Here is a 19,863-nt window from a genome sequence, read left to right as displayed (position 1 = left end):
CTCGACGTCGCTGCGTCACGATACCCCGCGCGGACAACCTGTAGTGGGCGTTTTGCCGGCGCCGACACCGTGAGCGCTCCTGCGCGGAGCACGGTCGCGACGGCCGCCCGCGTAGTTTGGACGCCATGACCGAGCACGGCTACGACGCCCCCACGTCCGACACCGACCCGTACCTGTGGCTGGAGGACGTCACCGGCGACGACGCGCTGTCCTGGGTGCGCGCGCACAACGAGCCCACGGTGGCGGCGTTGACGTCGTCGGAACGCTTCCGCGAGTTGGAGGCCGCAACGCTTGCCGCCCTGGACACCGACGACCGCATCCCCTACGCGCGTCGCCGCGGGGAGTACCTGTACAACTTCTGGCGCGACGCGACCAACCCGCGTGGCCTCTGGCGTCGTACGACGTACGACTCCTATGTGACCGACACCCCCGACTGGGATGTCCTCATCGACGTCGACGAACTCGCACGCGCCGAGGACGAGAACTGGGTGTGGGCCGGCGCCTCCGTACTGCGCCCCGAGTACGAGCGCGCGCTGATCTCCCTCTCGCGCGGCGGCGCCGACGCCTCCGTGGTCCGTGAGTTCGACATCCCGTCGCGCACCTGGGTCGCCGACGGCTTCGAGCTGGCGGAGAACAAATCCGACGTCGGGTGGATCGATCGTGACACCGTATATGTCGGAACGGATTTCGGCGTGCAACCGGACGGGCTGAGCTCGCTGACCGATTCCGGTTACCCACGCATCGTCAAGCGCTGGACGCGTGGCACCCCGCTGTCGGAGGCCGTGACGGTCTTCGCGGGCGAGACCGGGGACGTGTCGGTGCGGGCGAGCTACGACAGCACACCGGGATTCGAACGCCACTTCGTCGGTCGCGCCACCGACTTCTTCAACTCACTCGACTACGAACTGCGCGACGGCCGCCCCGAGTTGCTCGACGTGCCCACCGACGCGCACGCCGGGGTCCGGATGAACTGGCTGCTGGTGCTCACGCGATCGGAGTGGGAGATCGACGGCACCGCGCACGCACCGGGCACCCTGCTGGCCTTCGACTACGAGGCCTACCGGGCGGGCGACCGCGACGCGACCGTGCTCTTCGCGCCCGATGCGCACACGAGCCTCGTCGACTACGCCTACACGCGTTCGCATCTCATCATCGTGATGCTGCACGACGTGCACACGCGGGTCGAGGTACTCGAACTCGGTACCTGGCAGGCCGTGGACATGCCGGGTCTGCCCGACCTCGCCACGGTGTCGGTCCTCGACACCGATCCCGACGAGAGCGACGAGGTGTTCTGGTCGGCGACGTCGTTCACCGATCCGCCGAGTCTGCTGCACGGCCACAGCGGCCGGGCTCCGGAGGTCATCAAACACAGCCCCGCGTTCTTCGACTCCGACGCGGTGACCGCCGAGCAGCATTTCGCGACCTCCGACGACGGCACGCAGGTGCCGTACTTCGTGATACGTCGTCGCGACGTGTCCCAGGGACCGACGCTGCTCTACGGCTACGGCGGATTCGAGAACGCCCTCACCCCGAGCTATCTCGCGATCGCCGGACAGAGCTGGATCGAGCGCGGCGGGATCTACGTCATCGCCAACATCCGGGGCGGCGGCGAATACGGCCCGTCGTGGCACACCCAGGCGCAGAAAGCAGGGCGACACAAGGTGTACGAGGATTTCGCCGCCGTCGCGCGCGCCCTCGTCGACACCGGACTCACCACTGCGTCACAACTGGGCGCCCAGGGCGGGTCCAACGGCGGGTTGCTCATGGGCGTGATGCTGACGCGCTATCCCGAGCTGTTCGGCGCCCTGGTCTGCCAGGTCCCGCTCATCGACATGAAGCGCTACCACCTCCTGCTGGCCGGGGCGTCGTGGATGGCCGAGTACGGCGACCCCGACGACCCCGAACAGTGGGAGTTCATGAAGCCGTTCTCGCCGTATCAGAACGTCGACGCGGACGCGACCTACCCGCCCATCCTGGTCACGACGTCGACCCGCGACGATCGCGTCCACCCCGGTCACGCGCGCAAACTCGTTGCCCGCCTGGAGGAAACCGGCCACGACGTGCAGTACTACGAGAACATCGAGGGCGGCCACGGCGGCGCGGCGGACAACAAGCAGGCCGCGTTCAAATCGGCCCTGGCCTACGAGTTCCTCTGGCGGACACTGTCTCCCGAGGCCTGACCGCTCCGGAAGACCACCACGGCCGCCGGCCGGACCGACCGCTCGCCGACGACCAGTCCGGGACGGAGCAACTCGGCGACGGTGCGATCGGCGGACGGGTCGTCAATCGGATGCACATCGACCGCTTCCATGGTGCGGGCATCGAAGTCGGCTCCAGGCGCGGGTGCGACGACCGCTCCCCCGCGGCCGACGATGAGGCGTTCCAGTCCGGCGCGCAACAGCTCGAACGCGGGCCGGTCGGCTTCCGACGCCGAGACCGCGCACGTCGCCGCGTCGGTGTGGAGCGCGAAGAGGTCGACCAGCAGGGCGGTGTCCGCCCCGGCCGCCGCGGCCGGGGACTTCGCGGCGTCGACGAGCCGCTCGATCGTCCTGGTCTGCCGCGCGACCACGAGGGCGAGGTCGGACACCTGCTCGCCCAGCTGCGCGAGCCCGTCGGTTCGCCCGGGCGCAGAGCCCTCCGGAGACGTCATTCCGCCAGCGTAATCAACTCCGTCGGCCGATCGTCCGGCACCGGCGAGACCGTCTGCGCTGCTAGCATCCCCGATCGTGGGCGTAATCGGGATCGACCTCGGAACCACCAACTCGGCGATGGCGAAGATCGACGCCGACGGCCGCCCGGAGGTGATCGTCGGACTGACCGGCGCACCGACCACCCCGTCGACGGTGTTGCTGACGTCGCCGACGGACCACGTCGTCGGCGAAGGGGCCCGCCGGCAGGCCAGGCTCGACCCGGATAACGTCTGCAGCCTGGTGAAGCGGCGGATGGGCGATGCCCAGTGGCGTTTCGTCGCGCACGGTCAGACCTGGTCGGCGCCGGCGATCTCGGCGCTCATCATCAAGTCGCTGATCTCCGACGCCGCGTTCGCCGGCGAGCAGGTCGAGCGCGCCGTGATCACGGTGCCCGCCTACTTCGGCGACGAGGAGCGGCGCGCGACGATCCAGGCCGGCACCTACGCCGGCCTCGAGGTCGCGGGGGTCCTGTCCGAGCCGATCGCCGCCGCTCTGTCCTACGGCTTCAGCCGCCTGACCGACCCGCTGGCCAAGGGCACTCCCGACGAGACCGTCCTGGTCTACGACCTCGGCGGCGGGACCTTCGATGCGACGGTCATCGAACTCGCCGACCGCCGGATCACCGTGCTCGCCGTCGACGGCGATCACCAGCTCGGCGGTGCCGACTGGGATGAGCGGTTGGCGCTGCACCTCTCGCGCGCGTTCTGCGCCGAACACCCCGACGCCGAGGACCCGCTCGACGACTCGGTCGGCTCGCAGTCGCTCATCCTCGCCGCAGAGCGCGCCAAACACGAACTGACCGAGTCGGATTCGACCTCGGTCATCGTCGCCCACGACGGCGCCCGGTCGGTCATCACGCTCACCCGGGCCGAACTCGAGGAACTCACCCGTCCGCTGCTGGCGCGGACCGTCGAACTCACCCGGTCATGCCTGGCCGCCGCCGAACGCCGAGGCGTGTCAACCGTCGACCGCGTCCTGCTGGTCGGCGGTTCGTCGCGGATGCCGATGGTCGCACGGGAACTCGCCGCCGCACTGGGCACGACACCGGAACTGAACGACCCCGACCTCGCCGTCGCCCGCGGGGCGGCGATCTACGGCGAGAAGCTGGAGATCGAACGACTCGTCCGCGCCGACCTCACCACGCGCGGACGCCTGCGCGAGGACCGCGGTCTCGACGGCGTCGCACCGGCCGACCTCGACGAGTCCTGCACCCGGGTCGCCCACGCGTTCGCGCTGCCCGTCAGCAGTGTCCGCCGCATGCTCGAGGTCGTCGTGGACACGGTGGTCTCCCGCGGTTTCGGGGTCCTGGCGGTCAACGGCCACAACGGCGAACTCGAGGCCAGCTGGCTGGTCCAGCGGAATTCGACGCTCCCGATCCGGGTGCGACGGTCGTTCGGGACCATGCGACGCGACCAGTCCCGCATCGAGCTGGTCGTGCTGGAACAGCAGGGGCAGTCGGCTTCCCCGAGACCGGAGGACGCCAAGGTCCTCATCGAAGGTGCGATCACCGACATCCCACCCGGATACGACGAGGGCAGCGAGGTGTCGGTGACCTTCGAGATGGCCTTCGACGGCGTCCTGCACGTCACCGCGTTCCACGTCGATGCGCAGATCCCGCTCACGTTGTCGGCCAAAACCGGTGCCTCGCTGTCGAAATCGGAGGTCGAGCGGGAACTCGACCAGGTCCACCGCTCCCGGCGCCGCGACCACTGACGGCGTCCGCCGGAGGGGAGAGACCTGATGGAACCGTTCGTCGGCAACGACTATCGCAAACGTGTGCTCGCTGCGGTCGAGAAACGCGGAGGCCCGAGCGAATCGGATTCGTTCGAACTGTATGACCTCCCGATCGAGGAGGCCGAGCGGCTCGACGACGCCGCGGTGGCCGCCCGACTCGACGAGGTGTGGGCCTTCTGGCAGAAGCAACGCGACCACCCGAAGTACCGAATCCTGGTGGCCCGGTTGGTTGCCGAACACGACGAGCGGTCGGCGCCGTTGCGGCACAAGACCGGTCGGATCGCCGAAGCTCGTGCGGTGAGCACCCGACGCGAACTGCGCGATCAGCAGCGATTCGAACTTCTCGACAACGCGATCGCGCGGCTCAACGAGCGCTACGGCGGAATCCCGAGATCCAAGCGCGCCGGGCTGGACGAGATCGGCGCCATGGGCGGCCTCGATCCGGCCGAGATCGCCACCCGACTGCGGCGTCACCGCATCGTCGACGACGCCCCGCCCGCGTCGGCCCAGCCCGCGCCGCCGCGGGTGTCCTTGTCGGCGCAGCAACGCGGTCAGATCGCCGACCTGCTCGCCGAGTTCGACCGACTCCGCGACGGCGATCCCACCCCGACGCTCCTGACCCTGCTACACCTCGACACCGACGCCGCCGCCGATCGCGGCGTCATCGAGTCGCGGGCCGTCGCGCTCAACGAACGAGCCCGTGAGCTCGCCGCCGGCCGCTTCCGCGCGGTCCTCGACGAGCTGCTGGTCCACGTACACGACGTCCTGCTCTCCGATCCCGTGCTGGCGCAGGAGTATCGGCAATCAATCGTCGACGCCGTGACCGACCATCTCCGACCACGGGTCCGGGCCGCGGTCCTGGTCGAGGACGAACTGGGTGCGCAGGACCATGAGTTCCTGCTCGACGAGGCCCGCGCCCGCGGACTCGGCACACGCGATGCGCGCACCGTGATCGCCGGACTCGCCGCCGAATTCGGAGCAGCCGTGAGCCCACCGGCCGGCCCCCCGCCGTCGGCCGGCCCCCCGCCGTCGGCCGAGCCACCCACGCCGCCGAAGCGGTTGTGGGAGAACGATCTCCGCGCCGCCCGCGCCGCCTTGCGCGACGGCCTGCCCGTCCGGGCGCGCGCGGCCATCGCCGATGCGCGTGCCGGAGCCGGCGACGATGCCGCGGCGCTCCGGCAGATCGCGGCGGTCGCCGACGAGGTCGAACGGGTCATCGCGCAGGCGGTGGCGGACTCCCGCCGGGCCCGGGACCTCGCGGACGAGATGCGCCACGTCGCGGCGCTCGAACTGCTGGAGGACGTGTTCCGGCGAGCCCGGGACATCGACCGTCTTCCCGACTCGGGCGGGTCGCTCCAGGCCCGCCTCGAGGCGTCGCGAGACATCGTCGCCCAGGCGGGCGAGATCGCGCGGTCGGCATCCGCGAGCAACCCGGCGAGCCTCACCGCCGCTGCCGAGATGCGACGTCGGATCACCGATCACGAGGGCCTCAACTCGGCGGCAACGGTGCTGACCGTGGAGCCGCCGCGCAACGTCCGGTTCGTCGCCGAGAGTGGTGCGATCACCGTCTCCTGGGATCCGTCCGCGACGGAGTCGGTGACCTACCGCGTCGTGCGCATCGGGTTCGACGGGTCGACCCGGACGCTCGGCCGCACCGCGGGGACCGAACTCTCCGACGGCAGTCGGCCCGACCCGGTGCCGCCGGTGTACGAGGTCACCGCCGTGCTGGCCGGAAACCAGTCCGCCCCCGCCCGCTCCGACGCCGCCCCCGCGCCGGCCGCCCCCGCCTCGGCGACCACAGCGCCGCAGCCGCCGGCGATCCCCCATCCCGACGATCCGCCGCCGATCACCGCGGTCCGCGTCGACGCCGACACCGTGCGCTTCGAGTGGCCGGCCGGTGTCACCGAAGCGATGGTGGTCATTCGGGCGGATGCCGCTCCGGAACACCCCGCCGACCCGGCGGCGGTCGCGTCGAAGATCACCAACACCCGGTACCAGATCGACGACGGCTTTCCGATCCCCGCGAACGTCCCACGTCCGTGCCATGTCGCCGTTGCCAGCTGCCGCCGGAATCCGCAGGGGCGGCTCGACGTCGCATCGAGTTTCGGCCCGTCCGCGCGGGCTCACGCCCCGGCAACGGACACCGGCCGTTGACGTTGGTCCACTACGCTGGGCGCCAACACCTGCGGCGAGTGTGTTTTCGCCGTCCGATCACCGCACCCGACGACGATGTCACCACGACGAGATGAGGAACCGAGATGGGGATCGACTACACGAAGCGTCCGAAGGCCCAGCCGCCGCAGCCGCCCGCCCAGCCCCCGGCCGCTCCCGCGGGTTACGGCCAGCAGCCGCCCACCCCCGCGGGCTACGGTCAGCAGCCGCCCGCGCCGCCGGTCTCGCTGTCGAAGATCACCCTCACGAAGTCGGCGCCGAGCATCTCGCTGAGCAAGCAGGGTGCGACCTCCGGTCAGGTGCGCGTCAATCTGAGCTGGACGTCGAACTCCAAGGGCGGCGGGCTCTTCCGCAAGGCGCAGGGTATCGACCTCGACCTCGCCTGCCTGTGGGAGTTCACCGACGGGAGCAAGGGCATCGTGCAGGCACTGGGCAACTCGTTCCGGGCGCCCCGTGACGGACAGCCGATCATCTATCTCGACGGCGACGACCGGTCGGGTTCCGGCGGCGAGAACATGTACATCGACCTCTCCGCGACCGACCGGATCCGCCGGATCCTGATCTTCGCCTACATCTACGAGGGCACCCCGAACTGGGCCGGCGCCAACGGCGTCGTCACCCTGTTCCCGGCCAACGGCCCGGAGATCGAGGTCCGGCTCGACGAGGCGGATCAGTCGGCGCTCTCGTGCGCGATCGCCTTGTTCGAGAACCGTGGTGGCGAGCTGGTTCTCAACCGCGAGGTGCGCTACATCCGCGGGGCACAGGACAAGGTCGACGAGGCGTACGGCTGGGGCATGAACTGGCGCGGAGCGCGCAAGTAGTGGCCGACTCCACCGTTCCCGACACCGCTCTGTCCGGCTTCGTCGCCGGCCTCGCCGACGGGTCGCTCCGCGTCGTCGATCTGACGACTCCGTTGAGTGCGGCGACGCCCGCGCTGCGACTGCCCGCCCCGTTCGCGAACCTGATCGACTTCAGTCTCGAAGAGGTCAGCGCCTACAACGAGCCGGGGCCGTACTGGCGGCACAACAACATCCACACCGGCGAGCACATCGGCACCCATCTCGACGCACCGATCCACTGGATCAGCGGACGCGACGGGGATGACGTCTCGCAGATCCCGGTGCAGCGGCTGATCGGCCCGGCGGCCGTCCTCGACCTGACCGACGAGGTCGCCGACGACCCGGATCATCTCCTGAGCGTCGCCGAGGTCGAGGCCTGGGAAGCCGAACACGGACGCCTCACCGCCGGCACCTGGTTGCTGTTGCGGACCGGCTGGGAGTCGCGGGGCGGCTCCGAAGCTGAGTTCCTCAACGCCGACGAGACCGGGTCGCACACCCCCGGGGTGTCGGTGGAGTGCGCGCAGTGGCTGGCCACCGAGCGCGAGATCACCGGCCTCGGAGTCGAGACCGTCGGTGTCGACGCAGGGCTGGCGGGCGGCTTCGATCCCGCCTTCCCCGTGCACTACCACTTCCTCGGCAACGACAAGTACGGGCTCACCTCCCTGCGCAACCTGGGCTCGCTCCCGCCGACCGGCGCGGTGATCGTCGTGAGCCCGTTGCCGATCGTCGGCGGCACCGGCAGTCCGTCGCGCGTGCTGGCGATCGTCGAGAGTTGATGGCGGCACCCGGCCGCTACGGCCCGACGGTCGCCGACGTCGCGGGCCGCGTTCTCGCCGATCTCGGCGTCGGCCATGCCTTCGGTGTGGTCGGCAGCGGGAACTTCGTGCTGACCAACGCCCTTCGAGCCGGCGGTGTCCCGTTCACCGCCGCCCGCCATGAGGGCGGCGCGGCCAGCATGGCCGACGCCTATGCCCGGATGTCGGGACGGGTGGGCGTGCTGTCGGTCCATCAGGGCTGTGGCCTCACCAACGCGATGACCGGTATCTCCGAGGCCGCCAAGAGCCGTACGCCGATGATCGTGCTCACCGCGGATGCGCCCGCGTCGGCGTTGCGGTCGAACTTCCGCATCGACCAGGAGGCCCTCGCCGCGAGCGTCGGCGCCGTGAACGACCGCGTCTACGGACCGGGCACGGTGGTGGCGGATGTGACCCGCGCCTTCCGCACCGCGGTGACGCAGCGCCGGACCGTCGTGCTCCATATCGCCATCGACATCGCCGCCGCCGCAGCGGATTTCGAAGGACCTGTCGAGCTCTCCGCCGAACCGCCACGGCCGCGGCCCGAAGCCCGGTCGGCCACTCGCCTGGCCGAGTTGCTCCGTGCCGCCCGGCGTCCCGTGTTCGTCGCGGGCCGAGGGGCGCGCTCCGCCGGTCCCGAAATCGCGGCCCTGGCCGAGGCCGCCGGTGCGCTGGTGGCGACGTCGGCGGTCGCGAACGGCCTGTTCGCGGGAAACCCGTTCTCGTTGGGCATCTCCGGCGGCTTCTCCTCCCCCACCACCGCCGAGCTGATCGCCGACGCCGACCTCATCGTCGGATGGGGTTGCGCCCTGAACATGTGGACGATGCGGCACGGCCGACTCATCGGCACGGACACGACCGTGGTGCAGGTCGACGTCGACATCGACGCCATCGGCGCGCATCGCCCGATCGACCTCGGAGTCGTCGGCGACTGCGGCGCGACGGCGACGGATGTGCACACGATCCTCGCGGCCGATGGCGGCACCACCGGTTATCGCACCGAGGAAGTCAGGGAACGGATCTCGGTGTCATCGAGGTGGCAGGACGTCCCCGTCACCGGCGAGGTGACCGCCGGCCGGGTCGATCCGAGGGCACTGACGATCGCGCTCGACGAGATCTTGCCCGCCGACCGCGTCGTCTCCATCGACTCCGGCAACTTCATGGGTTATCCGTCGACGCATCTGTCCGTGCCAGACGAGTTCGGCTTCTGTTTCACTCAGGCCTTCCAGTCGATCGGGCTGGGCCTCGGGACGGCCATCGGCGCGGCGTTCGCGCGACCGGACAGGGTCCCGGTCCTCGGCGCCGGCGACGGCGGATTCCTCATGGCCATAGCCGAATTGGAGACCGCCGTACGTCTGGCACTGCCGCTGGTCGTGATCGTCTACAACGACTCCGCCTACGGGGCCGAGGTGCACCACTTCGGCGACGCCGACATGACGACGGTGACGTTCCCCGAGGTCGACATCGCCGCGATCGCCCGTGGACACGGCGCGACGGGCGTGACGGTCACCGGCCTCGACGACCTCGACGAGGTACGGGACTGGGTCGCCTCGCTCTCTTCACCCCAACCGTCGGGTCCTCTCGTCATCGACGCCAAGATCACCGACGACGGCGGCGCCTGGTGGCTCGCGGAGGCCTTTGCCGGGCACTGACCCCGCCGGGATCGCCTCACACTGTGGAGTTGTCAAAGGTCGTGTGGCGCCGGGGTGTCGACGCCGGAGGGTCTGGTCTGCGCGGGGCAGTTATACGAGGGCGTCGTCGAGTCGCATGGTGCGTCGGTTGTAAGCGGGTCGGGGCAGGCGTCGGGGGTCGATGTCGGCCGGTGGGATCAACCACGGATGCCGGTCCGGACCCATCACCACCTGCCAGCCGTGGTGATGGACCTGGGTATGACAGCGTTGGCAGAGTAGGCACCCGTTGTCCAGATCTGTGGGGCCACCATCGACCCAATGGACCAAGTGGTGAACTTGCGTATGCGCTGCTGGCGCGCCGCACTTCACGCAACATTGATCGCGCACGATGATCGCCTGCCGCAGATGGTGCGGGAACAGTCGTTTCGTGGTGCCCATCCGCAACGGCACCCCTTCGTTGTCAAGGACGATCTCGGCGACCCCGCCGTCACACGACAAGCGCCGTGTCGTCGATTCTGACACCGCACCCATCCACGGAAGCCGAGCCGGACCAACCCCATCGGCAGGAATGGTCACCAGCAGTTGGGTGCGTGGTGCTCCGGCGGTGGTCATCGCCGCGCCGATCGCGGCTTGATCCAACAGCAACTCCAGCGCATCGGCGCGTCGCTCGGCCGCACCTCGACGATCGGCAGCGCCGTCGGGTTCGGGACGCGGACAGGACCGTTCGTCGATCATGGACACGAACTTCTCTCCGATCACCGCGGTCACATCTCCGGCGATCGCGACCCGCCCGTCTTCGGTGATCCTGGTGTGCACGGTGTTCAGCGATGCGTCATCGGCCGCCGCCACAATGCTGGGGTCGGTGGCGGCGACCCGGATGGCAATCCCGCGGGCGTGGTCGTCGATCTGGGCGGGGGTGGCTCCGGAGAACGCCTGCGCAAGCAACTCACTCTCGTATCCGCTGCGCTCGTCGTCGGACGGCGCTGTGGCAGAACGTTTGTCGATGAGCGCTAGCCCGCGGATCACCGCGTCGACACACTCGGCAGACAGATAGCCCTCGGCAGCACAGTCGGCGACCTTCGGCACCGACTCCAGCCCGTCGGCGATCCGCACATAGCGGTGCGCGGCCGCGGGTGGCATGCCCATCTCGATCAGTGCGTTCCGTGTGGTCGACCCCGCCCGCGCTGCCGTACCCGTGGCGTCGAAAAGTGCTGTATGTACGGCGATCTGGTGATCGAGCACGTTGCTCAGCATCCGCAGCTCGTCGAGCCGCTCGTGCAGAGCACGGCCACTGCCGTCGTCGGGTGGTGACGGCAGTGAGATGAGGGTGTCGCGGAGCTCGGTGATCGAGGGCATGACACCAAGCTACTCGCAATCACGTTCGACGACGAGATTTCTCCACAGCCCTCATCGTCATCGAATCCTGTTGCACCGCAGTCGCTGCCACTCACGTCTCAGCGGTGAACGGTGGTGAACTGCGGTGAACAAAAACCCCACCAGTCACATAGGGTCAGCGTCTGCGACCCAACAACCACCGTGGTAGAGCTCAGACGAACTGCTTCAGCGAGCCGGCCCGACCTCGCACTGCATCCGGCTCCGACCGATGAACTCGAACTCGACGGATGCACTTCGATCGAAGTCCATCGGTCGAGTTGAGGTCCATCAGTCGGGGGTGCTCGGCGGACCCTGCGTGACACGCCCTCCGCAAGCTCCGGGCACTCCTCAGGGAACGGGCGTGACGCACACTCCGGGCAATCCTCAGTATCCGAGGCCTGGCGACCCGTCGTGGAGACGAAAGAACTCTGCTCCCTGAGGAGGCCGGAGCCTGCGGAGGCCGTCTCGAAGGGTCCTGGCGAGATGCGTCGCCAACCCTTCGAGGCTCGTCGCTGATATGTAGTGCTGCTCTGTCAAGTCCCATGGCGAAATTGCCTCCTTCTCAGGGGCTGTTGTGGGGTTGGCCACCCGCCGCGGTGTGTGGTGGTCGTTACTCGCGACGGTGTTGTCGGACTGATATACGCGGGTTGGTTACCGCTCAACGGTGTTCGACAGGAGATGAAAACGCTGGCCGACGGGTCTATGTAAACGTGCGTACCGTGCACCCAAAAGTGCTGGCGCACATAGCGACGCCGTGGATTCGTTCCCTGTTCACCACAGCGGGAGTCCCGCGACGGGTGGCCAAGATTGTGTGTCAGTGCTGGTTAGTCGTCGAGCACCGCCAGCGACCAGCACCAGCCGGCGAGCTCACGAGCGATCGCGGTGTTGGCCACGCAGGGATGTTTGCTGCGGCGGTCGAATTGTTGCCAGCGCTTGTGTAGCCGACGATTGCCGGCATGGCCACGGGCGCGGGCAGCCGGTGTAGCAGCCTCCCACCGGCGGCGCATGGTCTGTCCGGGTGTGGCGTAGGGGCGTCGGTGTTGCCAGGCCGCCTCGACCAATAGCCGCCGCACGTGGGCGTTACCGGCCTTGGTGATCGATCCCTGACTGCGGGTCCCGCCGGTCGAGTATTCCGAGGGCACCAACCCGGCGTAGGAGCCGATCGTGGCGCCACTAAACCGTGACCAGTCGCCGATCTCGACCGCCAAAGCGAACGCGGTCAGCGTCGACACGCCCCGCAGACACGACAGCCGGGTGACCACCGCCCGCCACGGATCGGTGGCCGCGGTCTGTTCGATCAGCTCATCGAGGCGGTCACGGCGGGCGGTCACGCTCAACACCGCGTCCAGGTCGTTGTCGAAGGCGGCTTGCAGCAGCGGCAGCTCGAAACGTTGACGCTGCAGCCACCGCTGATGAACACCGGTCCAGGGTTTCCCGCCGGAGTAGACGATCCCCTGTCGCAGAAGCAGTTTGGACAATCGATGCCGAGCGCGCATCAAGTCGCTGCGGGCGTCCTCGCGGGCGCGGACCAGATCCCGTGCGGCTTCGGTGCCCACCTCAGGAACACTGACCGCCACCACTTCGCCCAGGCGCAGCAACTTCGCCAAGTGTGCAGCGTCTCGGGCATCGGTCTTGACGCGGTCCCCGGCTGGCCGCTGCAGCTTCGAGGGCGCGGCAACCACACACTCCATCCCGGCCGCCGTGATCGCCCGCGCCAATCCAAAGCCGGTCGGACCGGCCTCATAGGCCACCCGCACCGGCGGGGCCAGGCCTTGTAGCCAGCTGACGATGGTCGCCGCATCAGGGACCAAGGTCTCCCGAATCACCTGCCCGGTGTCTTCATCGATGGCGTGAGCGACCACCGAGCGTGCGTGAACATCCAATCCGACACTTGTACCCTGAACAATCACCGGAGGCCTCCTGATCTGCAATGTGGTGCTACCGCCGAGTGTGAACTCAGCAGCAGCAACCCACGATGTGTTTGCAGCTTGAGGCCTTCGGCCCCAAGGCCCTCATACCGTCTATCGCTCCTCGCACCTCAGGGAGCAGAGGGAAGGCATCGCCTGCGCTCCTCGCACCTCAGGGAGCAGAGGGAAGGCATCGCTAACGCTCCTCGCACCTCAGGGGCCGATTGGTGTGCGGCTCTTTCGGATCTGGGAGCAGGGTTGACGCACCCTCCCTCAGCGCCGCCCGATGATCAGCCGTCCCAGGATCCCGACGGCGAACATCGCGACGCCCACGCCGCCGACGATCAGTGCGACCCGGGTGACGTCGTCGTAGGCGCCGTCGATGATGAGCTCGGCGACCTGGCGGCCCGAGCGCTCTGCGCCGGCCACCTCCTGCTTGGCGCGGTCGGCGAAGAACAGGCCCATGGCCCAGGTCGAGACGCCGGCTGCAAGCACGCCGAGCCCGAGCCACGCGAAGACGGTGCCGCGTCGTCGGGCGATCAGCAGCGCGAGCACGGCTGCGATCACGGCCACCGCCGCCGAGCCCCAGGCGAGCAGCGTGATCTGGCTACCCACCTCCGCGTACCGGCCCGCCTCGAGGCCCGAGGAGCCGTTGGTCAACTCGACGACCACCGGCCCCTGGATCGCGTTGCCACCGGTCAGGTTCAGGGAGCGGTTGATCATGTTCGTGATGTCGAGTTGCATCACCGAGGTGTCCGAACCGGGTGCCGGCTCCTCGAACAGGAACGCGTGCTGCTGGCCGACGACATCGGCGAAGTCCTGCTGGAACTGTTCACTCTCGGTGTAGCGGCCCGCCAGCGGCCGTACCAGGACGCCGGCGATCGGCAGGTCTGTCCGCGCGGTCGCCTGCGCGGCGATCTCATCTGCGAGGTAGTCCTTGACCTGCTGGTTCTCGGCCATCGGCGCGACCGTGGCGACGAACCCCGCCTGGTCGACGATGCGTTGATCCAGCCAGAAAGACGGTACGGCGAGAACGGTCGCCGCGATCGCGACAAGTGTCAACAGGGCACTCAGGAAGCTACGCACAGCCACGAGGCTACCGAGCCGGGGAACTACTCCCCGATCACATCCGCGGCGCGGCCGACGATCAGCGGGTCGGGCGTGCCCACGAAGGACTCGTTCTTGCCGTCGTAGTCGAAGAGACTCAGCACGTGACGCATGGCGTTGATGCGCGCCCGCTTCTTGTCGTTGGACTTCACCACCGTCCAGGGTGCGTGGTCGGTGTCGGTGGTGGCGAACATCGCCTCTTTCGCCTCGGTGTAGGCATCCCACTTGTCCAGCGACGCCAGGTCCATGGGCGACAGCTTCCACTGGCGCACCGGGTCGATCTGACGGATCGCGAACCGGGTCCGCTGCTCGAGCGGGGTGACCGAGAACCAGAACTTGACCAGGTTGATCCCGTCGTCGACGAGCATCTTCTCGAACGCCGGGACCTGGGCGACGAACTGCGTGTACTGCTGCGGACTGCAGAACCCCATGACCCGTTCGACGCCGGCGCGGTTGTACCAGGAGCGATCGAAGAACACCATCTCCCCGCCGGCGGGCAGGTGCTGCACATACCGCTGGAAGTACCACTCGGTGGCCTCGCGTTCGCTGGGCTTCTCCAGGGCGATCGTGCGTGCGCCGCGCGGGTTGAGGTGCTCGTTGAATCGTTTGATGGTGCCGCCCTTGCCCGCCGCGTCTCGGCCCTCGAAGACCAGCAGATGCCGCTGCCCGGTCTGCTTGGACCACTTCTGCAGCTTCAGCAGTTCGATCTGCAGCCGCCGCTTGGTGACCTCGTACTCGCGGCGGCTCATGCGCTCCTCGTACGGGTAGTCCTCGCGCCAGGTGTCGACGACATTCCGTTCGGGCAGGGTCAGCAGGACCGGGTCGTCGTCATCGTCGTCGTTGACCGTGAAGTGCGTGGTGTCGTGGAGGTCGACGAGTTGCTGAAGTGCTTCGCGGCCGTTGAGCACGCTGAAGTCGGGGCCGATCTGTGTCTCGGGATCGTGGAGGTCGGTCACTCCACAACGATAGGTCGAAGCGGCGAACGACGCCCGACGCTCCGGTGAACTACCGTCGCGCCGGGCGTGTTCTGTCTCTCAGGTGTCGTGAGGTGGAGCCGCTCAGTTCCGCAGGTCGATCGAACCGGCGTGCAGACATGCCTTACCCGTGCTGGTGTCGAACGCGGTCGCGAAACCGCCACTGCAGCGGGCACCTTCGGGACCGGCGTAGGCCTCGCCGCCCCAACCGCCGATCGCGACCGTCGTACCGCCGCGACGCGCCTGCGCGACGGACAGCGCGCTCGGGCCGGTCGTGACCGAATAGGCGTTGCCCCGGCTGTTGGCGCCGGCGAGCGCCGTCGAACCGGGCTGCAGGTTGTAGGCCGCGGCGTTGCCGCCGTTGTCCGAGACCGAGACCGCGGTGCCCCGACCGCTGTATTCGTCGGCACTCGCGCGACTGCCGACTCCGGCCTTGGCGCCGCAACCGCTGCGCCCCTCGACACGCTCGACCTGATGACCGTTCGACACCGAGCAACGCGTGTCCGCCGCGGCGACCCCTTCGCCCGACAACCCGGCGAAACCAACACATCCGGCGAGCCCCGCCGCCAGGACCAGGCCGCGAACGGCAAACTTCTTGATTCTCAACTGCTTTGGCCTCCATAGCTCGGGCGCCCGGTAAGGAACGCCCTCAGCGTACAGGGGCCGGCGCCGTGGAGGAGACGATCGACTCGTCACGTCCCGGTCACGATCGTCCTCAGGCCGCCGCGCGCTTCTCCACTTCCGCGGTGAGTCCCTTGCGCGCGGTGTCCACGGCCATCTTCTGGGCGCGTTTCACGATGAGTCCGGGCAGCTTGATCTTCAGCTCGACGGCCAGGTCGAAGCGGACATGGGCACCCTTGTCGGATTCGGTGACGGTGTACTTGCCGTGCTGCTCGCTCAACTGATTCGACTCGATGAGGTGCCATTCGCACGAGTTCTCGGTCCAGTCATAGGTGCAGGTCTGCTCGTCGGAGATACCCGCGGCGGTGACGACCATCCGCACCTTCTGCGGCGTGCCGTCGTCGTAGCTGGACAGGATCTCGGCTTCCTTGTGCGGGCCCGACCAGTCCGGTAGGGACTCGATGTCCATGAGCACTTCCATCACCACCGAGACCGGGGCGGCGACGTCGAATTCGATGTTCGCTGAGACAGCCATGCGCTGAACCTACCGCGCGCCCGTTCCGCCTATGCAACGAACTGTCGAGGCTGTGTCGAGCCGCGACGGAGTCGCCCTGGATTGCCGCGACGGAGTCGCCCTGGATCGCCGCGACGGAGTCGCCCTGGATCGAACCGTTCAGCTCTCGCGGTCGACCAGGTTGACCGGCCACGCCTCGTCCGGGATGTCACGCAACGAGCACGCCTGGTCGACGGCGGTGAACCAGCCGCGGAAGTGCATGATCTCGCCGATGAGGGGGTTGCGGACGGTCGCGTCGCAGCGGAATCGATCCCGTTTCTCGTCCCACCCCTCGATGTACTTCATCTGAGCGGTGAACAGCCCCTTCATCCCGACCTTGGGTCCGCGTCCGAGCCAGCGCATCGGTCCGCTCTCGAGCAGCAGTTCGCCGGATCGCGTCACCGACGGCTCGATCGGATACAGGAACTCGGGGCCGTCGCCGAAGTAGTCGACCAGGCCCGTGCGCCCGGCCACCAGCAGGGAATTCAGCTTGCGCGGGCCGGTCGTGTACTGGAAGTTCCGCAGCACCGCGAGCGACTCGCGCCCCAGCTCGTCGGAGTAGCAGTAGTAACCCTGGGTGAACGGCACCATGCGACTGGTCTTCGAGGGCAGCGCATTGCGCTTGGCGTAATGCCACAGGGCGGGCGGCGGCAGCGCCGACGACACGTAGACCGACTCGTAGATTCCGCTACAGACCTGCGCGACACCGGAAGTCGAGTCGATGCCGTAGCGCCATGCGACGTTGGGATGCAGACGGTCGAAGTCCGAACCCAGCGCATGCCGGAAGACCGGCGTCATGGCGCAACCTCCCCGAGCTCACCCACCGATTCGAGCCCGCCCCGACGATGAACGGATACAGGCCAGACGCCACCACGGCGGTGACGACATGGTGAACCTACTAACGGAGCACACCTGTGTCCAACGTCTCGCCCCGGATCAGACCCGATCGACGGCCGCGTCGCAGAGGCTCGCCAGTTCGGCGATGACGCGATCGAGGGGTTCGACGCTGCGCCGCGTCTGGCACAGCCCGACCGCTCCCTCGACCGCCGCGATGATGAGGTTGGCCAGTGAGTCGGCACGGTCGCTGTCGACGCCGTCGACCACCAGCCGCGCGGTGACCAGGTCGGCCCAGCGCTGCAGGATTTCGGCGGATGCGTCCGCCACCGCGGGTTCGCTGCGGCGGGCGAGTCCGCCGGCCAGCACGGGGCAGCCGAACTGGAAGTCGGTGTTGACCAGTAGTCGCCGCCACACCCCGCCGATCTCGCGCACCGTGTCCGCCGGGGTCATCGTGGTCGGACGCCCGATGCGTTCGGCGATGAACTCACCGGCGTACCGGACGGCTTCGGTCATCAGTTGGGTCTTACCGCCCGGAAAATGGTGGTAGATCGATCCCCGTGGTGCGGAACTCGCCGAGATCACGTCGCCGATGGAGGTGGCGGCGACCCCGTCGCGGCCGATCAGATCGGCCGCGTGCACGACCATGCGTTCGCGGGGGCCGCGGTCGTCCGCGCCGGTGATCACGGACTCGGCGGGATGTGACGCCATGCAGCAAACAACTCCTATGCCGACCCTCATACAACCGATGTCGTGGCCAGCATACATAGCATCGGCCGAGGTCATCCCGTATGCGGCGCGGCCTCGCCAGTATGCAGACCTTCATAATCACGGCGGAGTATGCAACCATGCATAGTCATGACGACCACGACCGACGCACCCACCGACCCCACCGCCATGTCCGGACTCGAGCTGCTGCGAGCCTGGCAGGCGGGCGGCGCGGGCTCCGACCGTCCGAGCATCGGCCGCCTCCTGGGCATGGTGCCCAAGCAGATCGACGAGGGCGCGGTCACCTTCGCCGTGACTCCGCAGCCCGACTTCGCCAACCCCCTCGGCACCGTCCACGGCGGCATCTGCGCCACGCTGTTGGACTCGGTGATGGGGTGCGCCGTCCACACCACCCTGCCCGCCGGGGTCGGCTACACGACGCTGGAGCTGAAGGTGAACTACATCCGCTCGGTCGCCGTGGACGCCGGGGAGCTGACCGGCGTGGGTACCGTCATCCACGCCGGTCGCACCACCGCGACCGCCGAGGGCAAGGTGTTCTCCGCCGACGGCAAACTCGTCGCCCATGGGACCACCACCTGCATCGTGTTCCGGTAGCCGGATCCAAGTCCGGCTGCATCAGCTGGCGAAGAGCCGAGGCGACATCTGTGCATGTCGCATGCCGTATAGCTCGAGCGCGAAGCTGCTGGAGCTCAGCGCGTCGAGCGGAGCCCGCTCGACGTCGGCGGCAAGGTCGACGAGAGCGGGTGTCGCCGCCACCAGTGCACGCTGTGCGCCCAGCGAACCGAGCCTGCCGAGACGTACGCACGCGCTGAACGCGGATGCCATCGACGAACGCAGCGTCCCCAGGGTCGCGATGCGCCGGTCGATCCCGAGTCCCGCCTGGACCACGGCTTCGACGACGGCCAGATTGCCCGGTGCATTCGCCGACGACACCGCGCGCAGGTAATCCGCGCGAGCACAGTCCGGCACTCCGCAGATCATCCCGACACGAGCTGCGGCGTCGGCGAGCTGACGCCCCGGCTTGAGCGACGCGTCTCGCGCGTTCTCCGAGGTCTTGTAGCTGAGCAACTCCCGATCGAGGCCCGTGAGCATCGCGAGATCGTCACTCGCCCAAGCGTGGACACCGACAACCGCATCGAGTGTCGCGACCGAGGTCGCCACGTAATCCACGACGAGCTCGACGATCTGATCGGGCCCGGCGTCGGGAAACGCACGCAGCCAGCTCTCGACGCCGTTGCTGTGGACCAGACGGCCCGCGGGAAAAGCGCTGTCGTGCAGGTTCAGCCAGCCGACGGCCGCCGCGAAGGAATCGGGCACAGAGCAATCGGACACAGCGGAGTCGATCGCGGTCCTCGGGCAGCAACTGATGACGGGTCGATCAGTCATGATGGTGATGATGGTGATGATCGGCCGACGTGTTCGACCATCCGTGTGAGGCGAGCGGGACGTCGGCCACCACACCCTGCAGACGCAGTGCGGCGAGGGTGTCCTTCGCGGTCGTCGCGCTCGTCATCAGCGGCGTCGACACCTGGTGCGCCGAGACATCCAGCGGGGCATGCTGGTTGCCCAGCAGATAACCCAGCAACAGCATTCGCCGCGCACCGTCGGGTCCGCCGTTGGCATCGAAGTCGACGACGATGGCGGGCTCGGCAGCACGACGTACCACGGTGATGGTCTCGCCGTCGTCGGCCAGGACCGCGCCGTCGTCGAGAAAGGAACCTCGTGGGAGGCGGAGCCGCACCGTCGATCCCGATGCGGTCGTGAGCATCTGTCGGTGCTTACGCGCGTCCCCCCAACCGATCTCGACGAGGTCGAGTCGACGTCCGTGGAACTCTTCATCACACTCACGTCCCAGGAGGTGGGTCACTTCCCGCGCCTGCTCGGTGGATTCAGTGGTCATGGGG

18 protein-coding genes are annotated in these 19,863 nt (G+C 68.4%); 7 read left to right on the top strand and 11 right to left on the bottom strand.

Annotation, left to right across the window (positions count from 1 at the left end; translation table 11 throughout):
* Window positions 1–125: 125 nt before the first annotated feature.
* A complete protein-coding gene (locus tag MVF96_RS03525) occupies window positions 126–2,180 on the top strand; it encodes a prolyl oligopeptidase family serine peptidase (RefSeq protein WP_247451234.1) in 2,055 nt (684 codons plus the stop codon).
* Here MVF96_RS03525 and grpE read toward each other — a convergent pair.
* The gene (grpE, locus tag MVF96_RS03520) at window positions 2,141–2,650 is read right to left on the bottom strand and encodes a nucleotide exchange factor GrpE (protein WP_247451232.1); all 510 of its coding nucleotides are present in this window, start codon (window positions 2,648–2,650) and stop codon (window positions 2,141–2,143) included. The two genes, MVF96_RS03525 and grpE, sit on opposite strands and share 40 nt — an antisense overlap.
* 76 nt (window positions 2,651–2,726) lie before the next feature.
* On the opposite strand from grpE, the gene MVF96_RS03515 reads away from it, so the two are divergent.
* From MVF96_RS03515 to MVF96_RS03495, 5 genes are all read left to right on the top strand, one after another.
* Window positions 2,727–4,403, top strand: coding sequence for an Hsp70 family protein (locus MVF96_RS03515; protein WP_247451231.1), 1,677 nt, complete (start codon window positions 2,727–2,729; stop codon window positions 4,401–4,403).
* A gap of 27 nt (window positions 4,404–4,430) precedes the next feature.
* Window positions 4,431–6,578 carry an Ig-like domain repeat protein gene (locus tag MVF96_RS03510; protein ID WP_247451229.1) on the top strand — a complete coding sequence of 716 codons (2,148 nt, stop codon included), beginning with the start codon at window positions 4,431–4,433 and terminating at the stop codon, window positions 6,576–6,578.
* A gap of 104 nt (window positions 6,579–6,682) precedes the next feature.
* Entirely contained in the window at window positions 6,683–7,417 is a 735-nt protein-coding gene (locus tag MVF96_RS03505; protein WP_078111705.1) for a TerD family protein, read from the top strand.
* Window positions 7,417–8,211, top strand: a complete 795-nt coding sequence (locus MVF96_RS03500; RefSeq protein ID WP_247451227.1) for a cyclase family protein — start codon at window positions 7,417–7,419, stop codon at window positions 8,209–8,211. Before MVF96_RS03505 ends, MVF96_RS03500 begins: the two co-directional genes overlap by 1 nt.
* Window positions 8,211–9,881, top strand: a complete 1,671-nt coding sequence (locus MVF96_RS03495) for a thiamine pyrophosphate-binding protein (RefSeq protein ID WP_247451225.1) — start codon at window positions 8,211–8,213, stop codon at window positions 9,879–9,881. Before MVF96_RS03500 ends, MVF96_RS03495 begins: the two co-directional genes overlap by 1 nt.
* 90 nt (window positions 9,882–9,971) lie before the next feature.
* On the opposite strand, the gene MVF96_RS03490 is transcribed toward MVF96_RS03495, so the two are convergent.
* The 8 genes from MVF96_RS03490 to MVF96_RS03455 form a co-directional block, all read right to left on the bottom strand.
* Entirely contained in the window at window positions 9,972–11,216 is a 1,245-nt protein-coding gene (locus MVF96_RS03490; protein WP_065630137.1) for an HNH endonuclease, read from the bottom strand.
* Window positions 11,217–12,058: 842 nt separating this feature from the next.
* Window positions 12,059–13,144 (bottom strand): IS110 family RNA-guided transposase, encoded by a 1,086-nt coding sequence (locus MVF96_RS03485; RefSeq protein WP_137808695.1) that lies wholly within the window; start codon window positions 13,142–13,144, stop codon window positions 12,059–12,061.
* A 270-nt stretch (window positions 13,145–13,414) separates the two neighbouring features.
* Window positions 13,415–14,227, bottom strand: coding sequence for a hypothetical protein (locus MVF96_RS03480; protein ID WP_058251298.1), 813 nt, complete (start codon window positions 14,225–14,227; stop codon window positions 13,415–13,417).
* Between the two features lie 26 nt (window positions 14,228–14,253).
* Window positions 14,254–15,204 carry a polyphosphate kinase 2 gene (gene ppk2 / locus MVF96_RS03475; protein ID WP_058251299.1) on the bottom strand — a complete coding sequence of 317 codons (951 nt, stop codon included), beginning with the start codon at window positions 15,202–15,204 and terminating at the stop codon, window positions 14,254–14,256.
* A gap of 102 nt (window positions 15,205–15,306) precedes the next feature.
* Entirely contained in the window at window positions 15,307–15,828 is a 522-nt protein-coding gene (locus tag MVF96_RS03470; RefSeq protein ID WP_058251300.1) for a DUF6764 family protein, read from the bottom strand.
* A 109-nt stretch (window positions 15,829–15,937) separates the two neighbouring features.
* A complete protein-coding gene (locus tag MVF96_RS03465) occupies window positions 15,938–16,378 on the bottom strand; it encodes an SRPBCC family protein (RefSeq protein ID WP_058251301.1) in 441 nt (146 codons plus the stop codon).
* Window positions 16,379–16,516: 138 nt separating this feature from the next.
* A complete protein-coding gene (locus MVF96_RS03460; protein WP_065630135.1) occupies window positions 16,517–17,194 on the bottom strand; it encodes a DUF4166 domain-containing protein in 678 nt (225 codons plus the stop codon).
* Between the two features lie 138 nt (window positions 17,195–17,332).
* Window positions 17,333–17,941, bottom strand: coding sequence for a TetR/AcrR family transcriptional regulator (locus MVF96_RS03455; RefSeq protein ID WP_058251303.1), 609 nt, complete (start codon window positions 17,939–17,941; stop codon window positions 17,333–17,335).
* Window positions 17,942–18,070: 129 nt separating this feature from the next.
* Here MVF96_RS03455 and MVF96_RS03450 point away from each other — a divergent pair, with 129 nt between their 5' ends.
* Window positions 18,071–18,553, top strand: a complete 483-nt coding sequence (locus MVF96_RS03450) for a PaaI family thioesterase (RefSeq protein ID WP_058251304.1) — start codon at window positions 18,071–18,073, stop codon at window positions 18,551–18,553.
* Between the two features lie 21 nt (window positions 18,554–18,574).
* Here the strand turns inward: MVF96_RS03450 and MVF96_RS03445 are convergent, their stop codons facing one another.
* Both MVF96_RS03445 and MVF96_RS03440 read right to left on the bottom strand, forming a co-directional pair.
* Window positions 18,575–19,276, bottom strand: coding sequence for an urease accessory protein UreF (locus MVF96_RS03445; RefSeq protein WP_247451223.1), 702 nt, complete (start codon window positions 19,274–19,276; stop codon window positions 18,575–18,577).
* Window positions 19,277–19,337: 61 nt separating this feature from the next.
* Window positions 19,338–19,859 (bottom strand): urease accessory protein UreE, encoded by a 522-nt coding sequence (locus MVF96_RS03440; RefSeq protein WP_078111712.1) that lies wholly within the window; start codon window positions 19,857–19,859, stop codon window positions 19,338–19,340.
* Window positions 19,860–19,863: the final 4 nt, after the last annotated feature.

It is taken from the genome of Gordonia hongkongensis (assembly GCF_023078355.1).
Lineage (GTDB): Bacteria > Actinomycetota > Actinomycetes > Mycobacteriales > Mycobacteriaceae > Gordonia > Gordonia hongkongensis.
This window is presented reverse-complemented; position numbering and strand designations above follow the sequence as displayed.